General features: G+C 68.3%; 7 protein-coding genes. 2 read left to right on the forward strand and 5 right to left on the reverse strand.

Annotation, left to right across the window (positions count from 1 at the left end; all coding sequences use genetic code 11):
• Positions 1-4: 4 nt before the first annotated feature.
• A complete protein-coding gene (gene ppc, locus NFW05_RS00675; RefSeq protein ID WP_295301899.1) occupies positions 5-2,797 on the reverse strand; it encodes a phosphoenolpyruvate carboxylase in 2,793 nt (930 codons plus the stop codon).
• Positions 2,798-2,975: 178 nt separating this feature from the next.
• Here ppc and NFW05_RS00680 point away from each other — a divergent pair, with 178 nt between their 5' ends.
• Together NFW05_RS00680 and NFW05_RS00685 are read left to right on the forward strand one after the other, a co-directional pair.
• The gene (locus tag NFW05_RS00680) at positions 2,976-3,902 is read left to right on the forward strand and encodes a sodium-dependent bicarbonate transport family permease (protein ID WP_295301901.1); all 927 of its coding nucleotides are present in this window, start codon (positions 2,976-2,978) and stop codon (positions 3,900-3,902) included.
• A gap of 3 nt (positions 3,903-3,905) precedes the next feature.
• Positions 3,906-4,214, forward strand: coding sequence for a transcriptional regulator (locus NFW05_RS00685; RefSeq protein WP_295301903.1), 309 nt, complete (start codon positions 3,906-3,908; stop codon positions 4,212-4,214).
• A 34-nt stretch (positions 4,215-4,248) separates the two neighbouring features.
• On the opposite strand, the gene NFW05_RS00690 is transcribed toward NFW05_RS00685, so the two are convergent.
• The 4 genes from NFW05_RS00690 to NFW05_RS00705 all read right to left on the reverse strand — a co-directional run bounded on the left by NFW05_RS00690 (position 4,249) and on the right by NFW05_RS00705 (position 7,141).
• The gene (locus NFW05_RS00690; RefSeq protein ID WP_295301905.1) at positions 4,249-5,067 is read right to left on the reverse strand and encodes a hypothetical protein; all 819 of its coding nucleotides are present in this window, start codon (positions 5,065-5,067) and stop codon (positions 4,249-4,251) included.
• Positions 5,068-5,182: 115 nt separating this feature from the next.
• The gene (locus NFW05_RS00695) at positions 5,183-6,016 is read right to left on the reverse strand and encodes a hypothetical protein (RefSeq protein ID WP_295301906.1); all 834 of its coding nucleotides are present in this window, start codon (positions 6,014-6,016) and stop codon (positions 5,183-5,185) included.
• A complete protein-coding gene (locus tag NFW05_RS00700) occupies positions 6,013-6,609 on the reverse strand; it encodes an RNA polymerase sigma factor (RefSeq protein ID WP_295301908.1) in 597 nt (198 codons plus the stop codon). The genes NFW05_RS00695 and NFW05_RS00700 overlap by 4 nt, the downstream gene beginning before the upstream one ends.
• Positions 6,610-6,793: 184 nt before the next feature.
• Positions 6,794-7,141, reverse strand: coding sequence for a hypothetical protein (locus tag NFW05_RS00705; protein WP_295301909.1), 348 nt, complete (start codon positions 7,139-7,141; stop codon positions 6,794-6,796).
• Positions 7,142-7,451: the final 310 nt, after the last annotated feature.

Here is a 7,451-nt window from a genome sequence, read left to right on the forward strand (position 1 = left end):
CCGGCTAGCCGGTATTGCGCAGCCCGGCGGCAATCCCGTTGATCGACAGGTGAATCCCCCGCCGGACACGTTCCAGTCCTGGATCGCCAGCCACCAACCCCGCCCGGTAGCGGCGCATCAGTTCGACCTGCAAATGATGCAACGGGTCGATATACGAGAAACGATGTTCGATCGAGCGGGCCAGCGAAGGATTCGACGCCAAGAGCCGGCTTTCGCCGGTGATCAGCGCCAGCGCCTCGCGGGTTCGCCGCCACTCGGCCTCGATCAGTCCGAAAATCCGCTCGCCCAATTCACGATCTTCGACGAGTTCGACGTAGCGGCGCGCGATCCGGAGGTCGGTCTTGGCCATGACCATGTCGAGATTCGAGAGCAAGGTCCGGAAGAACGGCCACTGCGCGTACATCCGGCGGAGCAGCTCGAGCCGTGACTCGCGGTCTGCCGGCCGGCTGGCGAGATAGGCCTCGACAGCCGAGCCGAAGCCGCACCAGCCGGGAAGCGCGACGCGGCACTGGCCCCAGCTGAAGCCCCAGGGAATCGCTCGCAGACTCTCGATCGACCGACCCGCCTTGCGCGAGGCTGGACGCGAGCCGATGTTCAGCTCGGCGATTTCGCGGATCGGCGTGGCCGAGAAAAAGTAGTCCGCGAAACCCGGCGTCTCGTAGACCAGCCGGCGGTACGCGGCCATGCTCGCCGTGCTGAGTTCCTCGGCCACGTCGACGAATCGCCCGGGAACAGCCCGCTTCGGCGGCAGCAGGGTCGCCTCGAGCGTCGCCGCAACCAGCGTCTCGAGATTGCGCCGCCCGATGTCGCGATTGGCGTACTTGGAGGCGATCACCTCACCCTGCTCGGTCAGGCGGATCTGGCCGTTCAGGGTTCCCCGCGGTTGAGCGAGGATCGCTTCGTAGCTCGGGCCCCCGCCACGACCCACCGTGCCGCCACGGCCATGAAACAGGCGCAAGGTGATTCCCCGGACTTCGCGCCGCTCTTCGAACAACCTGGCCAGTGCCGTCTCGGCCTTGTACAGTTCCCACTTGCTGGTCAAGGTGCCGCCGTCCTTGTTGCTGTCCGAATAGCCGAGCATGATCTCCTGTTCGGCGCCCGAGCGACGGATCAGCGCAGCGACGCCGGGAATCGCGAAGAAGCTGCGGATGATCGCCGGCGCGCGCCGCAGGTCACCGATCGTCTCGAACAGCGGGACGACGATCAGCTGGCTCGTCGCCTCGGCGTCGAGCGCCCCGCTCAGCAGCCCCGTCTCCTTGAACAACAGCAGCACCTCGAGCAGATCGCTGACCGCCTCGGTGTGCGAGATGATGTACTGGCGGATCGCCCGCTGCCCGAAGCGCTGCCGCAGCGACCCGGCTTCCTCGAAAACCGCGAGCTCGGCGCTGGTCTGCGCGCTGTACACGGCGCCGCGGACACGCAAGGGGCGCACGTCGCCGAGCAGCCGGACGAGCAGCGAACGGCGCGCCGCTTCGCCGAGCGCCGCGTAGTCCGCCTCGATCCGCGCGACGCGGAGCAGCTCGGCCAGCACACTCTCGTGCTGATCGGAACTCTGGCGAAGGTCGACGGTCGCCAGATGAAAGCCGAAGACCTCGACCGCCCGGATCAGCGGAGCGAGCCTGAGCCCGACCAGCGAATCGCCGTGGTGCGCGCGCAGCGATCGCTCGATTGCTCCGAGGTCGCCGAGAAACTCGTCTGCCGAGGCATAGGGTGGAGCCGGCGCAAGCGCATCGCGCGCGGCCGACTGCCCGGTGAGTCTCCGCAGGCTGGCTGCGAGACGCGCATAGATGCCGATCAGCGCGCGCCGGTAGGGCTCGTCGCGGCGGTGCTCGCTGGTGTCCGGCGAGTGCTCGGCGAGCGCCTCGACCTCGGCGCTGACCTGCGCCCAGAGCGCCGAGATCGACAGCTCGCTGCCCAGTTCGTGGAGCTCGGCGAGGTAGTGGCGGATCGCCGTCTCGGCCTGGCGCCGCAGAGCCAGGCGCAACGTCTCGGCGGTGACGAAGGGATTGCCGTCGCGATCGCCGCCGATCCAGCTGCCCATCCGGAAAAAGGGGGCGATCGGCTCGCCCGGAAGTTCGTCCTCGAGATTCCGGTAGATCTGCGGAACCTCGGCGAGGAAGGTCATCCCGTAGTACTGAAGCGAGCTCTCGATCTCGTCGGCGACGCTGAGCTTGGCCAGGCGGAGCATCCGCGTCTGCCAGATCTGCGTCACCCGCGCCTTGATCGCAGCTTCGTTGAGCGCACGCTCGCGCGGGCTCGACAGCCCGTCACGGCGCTCGACGAGTTCGGCGATCGCCCGCTGTGCGGCGAGGATGCTCTGCCGCTGGACTTCGGTCGGATGAGCCGTGAGCACCGGCGAGACATGCGCGTCGCGGAGCGTCCCGGCGATCGTCTCGGGCGGCACTCCGGCGTCGGCCAGCCGCTTCAGGGTCAGCGCCAGCGAGCCCTCCTGCAGGTGCCCGGCGTTTTCGTGATGCAGCCGGCGGCGGACGTGGTGACGATCTTCGGCGATGTTCGTGAGATGCGAGAAATAGCTGAACGCGCGGATGACGCTGACCGTCTGCTCGTTGCTCAGGCTGCGCAGCAGTGCGTCGAGATCCCGCCCGGCCTGCTCGTCGCTGCGCAGCCGGTAGGCGATCGACAGCTGGCGCACCCGCTCGACGAGAGCGAAGGCCTCCGACCCGTCCTGCTCGCGGATCACCTCGCCGAGTATGCGGCCGAGCAGGCGGATGTCTTCGACGAGTGGCTGGTCCTTGTCGTCCGCGGAAGGCGCCTGGTGGGGAACTGGTCTGGGCATGGCCTGCTGAAGCGAAGGGTTCGCGCGAATGTTATCAGGATCGGCGCCAGGCGCGTCAAGGCCGCTCGGGCGACGATCCGGCGACCCGACGCCGTCGGCAGGTTTTCTCGCGATCACCGGGAACCCGACCACCGGCGCGCGGTCGAAGGTCGCCGATACTCACCGAGCGAGCCCGCCCATGGATGCAGCAGTGATGTTCTTCATCGTCGGCGCAGTCGCGCGCCTGATGCGTTCGGACCTGCGGATTCCGGCGCCGCTCTACGAAGCGCTGTCGATCTACCTGCTGCTGGCCATCGGGCTCAAGGGAGGAGCCGAACTGGCCAAACAGGACCCGCTGGCGATCCTCCCCAAGGCCCTTGCCGTGGTTGCGCTCGGCGCGCTGATTCCGTTGCTCGCCTACCCGGTCCTGCGGGCGATCGGCCGTTTCTCACGCAGCGACGCCGGAGCGATCGCCGGCCACTACGGATCGGTGAGCGTCGTCACCTACGCCGTCGGCGTCAATTTCCTCGTCCAGCAGGCGATGCCACACGAAAGCTACATGCCGCTGCTGCTCGTCCTGCTCGAGGTTCCCGGGATCGTCGTCGGCGTGCTTCTCGCCCGCTCGGGCGGCAGCGTCGCGTGGAGCAAGCTGCTCCACGAAGTTCTGCTCGGCAAGAGCGTCGTCCTGCTCGTCGGCGGCCTGCTCGTCGGCTGGGCCGCCGGCCCCAAGGGAATCGAGCCACTGACCCCGTTCTTCTTCCAGCTGTTCAAGGGCGTGCTCTGCCTCTTCCTGCTCGAGATGGGTCTGGTCGCGGCGAGCCACTTCGGCGACCTGCGCAAGACCGGCTTCTTCCTGATCGGCTTCGGCGTCGGCATGCCGCTGGTCGCGGCCGGCCTCGGCATCCTGCTCGGCACGGTGATCGGTCTCAGCCCGGGTGGCACGGTGCTGCTCGCGACGCTGGCCGGCAGCGCGTCGTACATCGCTGCGCCGGCGGCGATGCGCATCGCCGTTCCCGAAGCCAATCCGGCGATCTCGATCACCGCAGCGCTGGCGATCACCTTCCCTTTCAACATCGTCGTCGGCATTCCGCTGTACTTCCAGCTGACCCAGCTGCTCAGGAGCTGACCCATGCAGACTCATCCATGCAGGCTTCTCGTCATCCTCGCCGAGGCGGCGCTCGAGTCCCGGCTCGTCGAGGACGCGCTGCGGCTCGGCGCGCACGGTTACACGATCGTCGATGCCCGTGGGGGCGGCAGCAGCGGCGCACGCGAAGCGCTCTGGGACGCCGACCGCTGCATCCGCATGGAGGTCCTCTGCGACGCGCACACCTGCGAGGTGCTCGGCGAACACCTGCAGCAGAGCTACTTCGCGCATTACAGCATCTGCCTCTACGTCTGCGAGGTCGGCGTGCTGCGCCCGGAGAAGTACAGGGCGTGACCGGGCGCGAAACGATCCTGTCCCGAGTCGGCGATCAGCTTCGCGGATCGGGCGTGAACCCGCCAGGGAACGGGTCGGGAACCGGTTGCGGCTTGGCCCGCGGAATGATCCCTTGCGCGACGAGCCGCGGGTAGCTGTCGTAGTAGATCGTGACCACCTCGGCGGGGGCGTCACTGGCCCGGCGAAAGTCGGTGTATTGTGTCGGAGCGCTGACTCGTTCGCCGTGCCCGGTTCCGAGACGGCTTTCGGATCGCTTGGCTGCCGCCTGGTCGGCCGCTGCCGGAGCCGGAGCCGTGGCCTGCCCAGCGGACGCCGGGGGTGCGGCTGCTTCGTTTGCTGCGGCGCCGTCGGCAGAAGCGGTGCTCTTCTCCTGGCGGGTCGACAGCCCGACCGGTGGCGGGGCGACCGGCGCGGCCTCGCGATAGACGGCGACACCGATCACCCCGACGTTCTGCGGGCGGTCGGACCGCGCCGCGTAGCTGTCGGGGAGCGCGGTGAAATAGAACGCGGCCACCTCGTCCAGGCTCTTGCGCCAACCCGAGATTCCGGCCTCCTGTCCGGCATGGAGGACGTAGCCCGACTGGTCGACAGACGCCGTCTGACCGTTGAGGACATTCAGGCCATCGACCGAGACGACGGTCAGCAGGCGCCCGCCAGTCCGGTTGCGGAGCACGACCGCGTAGCGATTGCCCGGCGTACCGGCAACGTACAGGCGGCCGTCGTGGCGATAGACGCGCAGCTTCTGGCCGGTCGTACGGTCGACGACGCCGACATCGACGAGTGAACCGGCGTCAGCGAAGCTGATGCACGCGGCAAGCGGAAGGGCGGCAAGCAGGGCGGCGAATCGTTTCATGGCATTCTCCTCGATTGGGCAGGGGGATGAGTCCATAAACGCAGCGCGCGCGAAACCGGGGTCAAACGCGACCAGCGAATCTTGCGCGCATCCGCACCGCGGCGCTGCCCCGCGTCTAGCGCAACAGGTCCTCGGGCACCGGGAAGTCGGGGTTCAGGCGGCGGAACTCGGCAAGCTGGTGGTCGGCCTCATCGATCTGGCCCTCACGGCGCAGCCTGCGGATTTCCTCGAGCCACGCGGCCGGCGAACGCTCGGCCTTCTTCTCCGTCCGCGCCGCCGACGGCGCGGACGGGGCCGGCGCAGGGGCCGTCTCGGCGCGCGCAGACTCGCGCGTGACGCCCAGCCCACGGGGAGCGGCCGCTGCAGGAAGCGCTCTGTCCGCGCCGGCCGCCGGCGAAGCATTGGTCGCAGCGCCTGTCTCTCTTTCGGCGCCTCCCTGCGCCGCCGGCCCGGCAAAGGCTCCTTCAGCGCGCCTTCGGTCACCTTCGCCTGGCCGTTCGGTCGCCGTCCGCGCCGGTGCTCGAACGTCGGCTGCCGCCGGCGAACCTGACCGAAGCTCCGCCTTCGCTGCCGGACTCGGCGCGAGCGGTCGAGGCTCGGCGACGCTGGCTCCGGACTTGACCGGGCCCCGCGCGGCCTGCCCGACCGACGCCGGTCCGCTCCCGGCAGGGGCCTCGACCGGCTCCTGCGCCGCCCGCTCGCCGGTCTGCCGTTCATGAAGGATCGACAGCGTCAGGGTCAGTGCGGCGGTCGTCGCCAATGCCAGTGGCGTTCGCCAGCGCAGCCACCAGCGGCTCGGCGGCACGCCGGGGCGCTGCTTCGACACGGCGGCGTGCGCCAGGGCGAGGATTCGCCGGTCGACGGCTGCCGACGGCTCATCGGTCGCGTACCGCCGGTAGAGCCCGGAGACCTGCGGATCGTGCGGCATTTCGATGCTCGGGTCGCTCACAGCAGATCCTGCAAGGAGTGCCTGAGCTTGTTCAGCGCGTAGCGCAGGCGGCTTTTCGCCGTTTCACGCCCCGAATCGGTGGCCAGCGCGATTTCATCGAGAGTCAGGCCAGCCTCTTCGGCGAGCAGGAACGCCTCGCGCTGCGGCGCCGGCAAACTGGCCAACGCTTCGCTGATCCGCCTGGCCTTGTCGTGCCGCTCGACGAGCGCATCCGGTCTTTCGTGGTCGGGCGCACACAGACCGGCGAAGCACGCTTCCTCCTCGTCGGGATCGTCGTCTTCGGGGCTCGCCCTGGTCGTCGCGCTGGCCACGGGCTGCGACGACTGCCTGCGGTAGTGGTCGATCAGACGGTTGCGCGCGATCCTGAAAAGCCACGTCGAGAAACGGGCCAGTGGCTCGTAATCGGCGCGCGCGTTGACCACCTTGATCCAGACATCCTGATAGAGATCCTCGGCGACCGCCGGGCTGCCGCAGTGATGGACCAGATAACGGTGCAGCGAGCCCCGGTAGCGCCCGTACAGCGCGGTGAAGGCATCCGCATCCCCATCCCGGTAGGCCATCATCAGTCTCTCGTCGCTCCAGTCGGCGTGCATGCACGCAGTCTAGCCGGCCCGCGCTCAAACGCAAGCCGTCTCGAGAAACCGGGGAGATGGACGTCGGCAGCGGCGAGAGGAACGAGGTGGCGCTCTCCCGCTGGCTGCCGGTCGAGGTCCGGGCGCCGCCCGGCACACTTGCCGCCGGCTTTGCGCCGGCTGGCCACGGTGCCCGGGCCGGATCTCAGGCGGCGCGCTGCTCGTTGCCGAAGAACTGGTTCCAGTTCGCCTGCCACAGGCGGAAGACGTTCTGGGCGGTGATCAGGTTGAGCCTGGAGATTCGGTTCTGATAACGGCAGAGCCACGAAACGCAGGTCCGCGCGGCGACGGTTTCTCGTTCGACCGAGCATTGACCCTCGGCTTCCGCGTAGTCGATGAAACGCTCGACGGCCAGCCGGCAATACTCCGAGCTGGTGCAGCTGCCGGTGACGTATTCGGCCTCGCCGGCCGCGCGCCGCCACAGTTTGAGCGCGAGTTCTTCGCTGATCCCGGTCTTGTGGGCGATCCAGGGCAGGATTTTTGGTGCTTTCATGCGGGTACTCCTCTTGTTCTGGCTGGGCCAGGCGTCGCGCAGTCTGCCGAGCCTCGTAAGCCGGGATATGCTGCAACGCAACAAATTATACCGAATATTCGACCGCCGAATTAGACTTTTCTCTCGGATTCCGGTGTCCCGGCAATCCGCCGACGCGCTCCCCGCCATTCCGGGCCGTAGCCTCATCGGCCGACCATCGTCGCTCGCCTGCGAGCGCTTCCTCGATCGTCGGCGCCTGCACGAGCAGGCCTCCCGAAACGCGACCAGCCTAACCAATCATGAGTGGGCCCACTCGCCCCCGACCATGAAA

Source organism: Accumulibacter sp., from assembly GCF_023806625.1.
In the GTDB taxonomy this organism is placed as follows: Bacteria; Pseudomonadota; Gammaproteobacteria; order Burkholderiales; family Rhodocyclaceae; genus Accumulibacter.

Excerpts from the sequence above, each read along its gene's own strand:
- NFW05_RS00690 (WP_295301905.1), bottom strand. The coding sequence starts at position 5,067 with ATGAAACGATTCGCCGCCCTGCTTGCCGCCCTTCCGCTTGCCGCGTGC.
- NFW05_RS00685 (WP_295301903.1), top strand. The coding sequence starts at position 3,906 with ATGCAGACTCATCCATGCAGGCTTCTCGTCATCCTCGCCGAGGCGGCG.
- NFW05_RS00680 (WP_295301901.1), top strand. The coding sequence starts at position 2,976 with ATGGATGCAGCAGTGATGTTCTTCATCGTCGGCGCAGTCGCGCGCCTG.
- NFW05_RS00700 (WP_295301908.1), bottom strand. The coding sequence starts at position 6,609 with ATGCACGCCGACTGGAGCGACGAGAGACTGATGATGGCCTACCGGGAT.
- NFW05_RS00705 (WP_295301909.1), bottom strand. The coding sequence starts at position 7,141 with ATGAAAGCACCAAAAATCCTGCCCTGGATCGCCCACAAGACCGGGATC.
- ppc (WP_295301899.1), bottom strand. The coding sequence starts at position 2,797 with ATGCCCAGACCAGTTCCCCACCAGGCGCCTTCCGCGGACGACAAGGAC.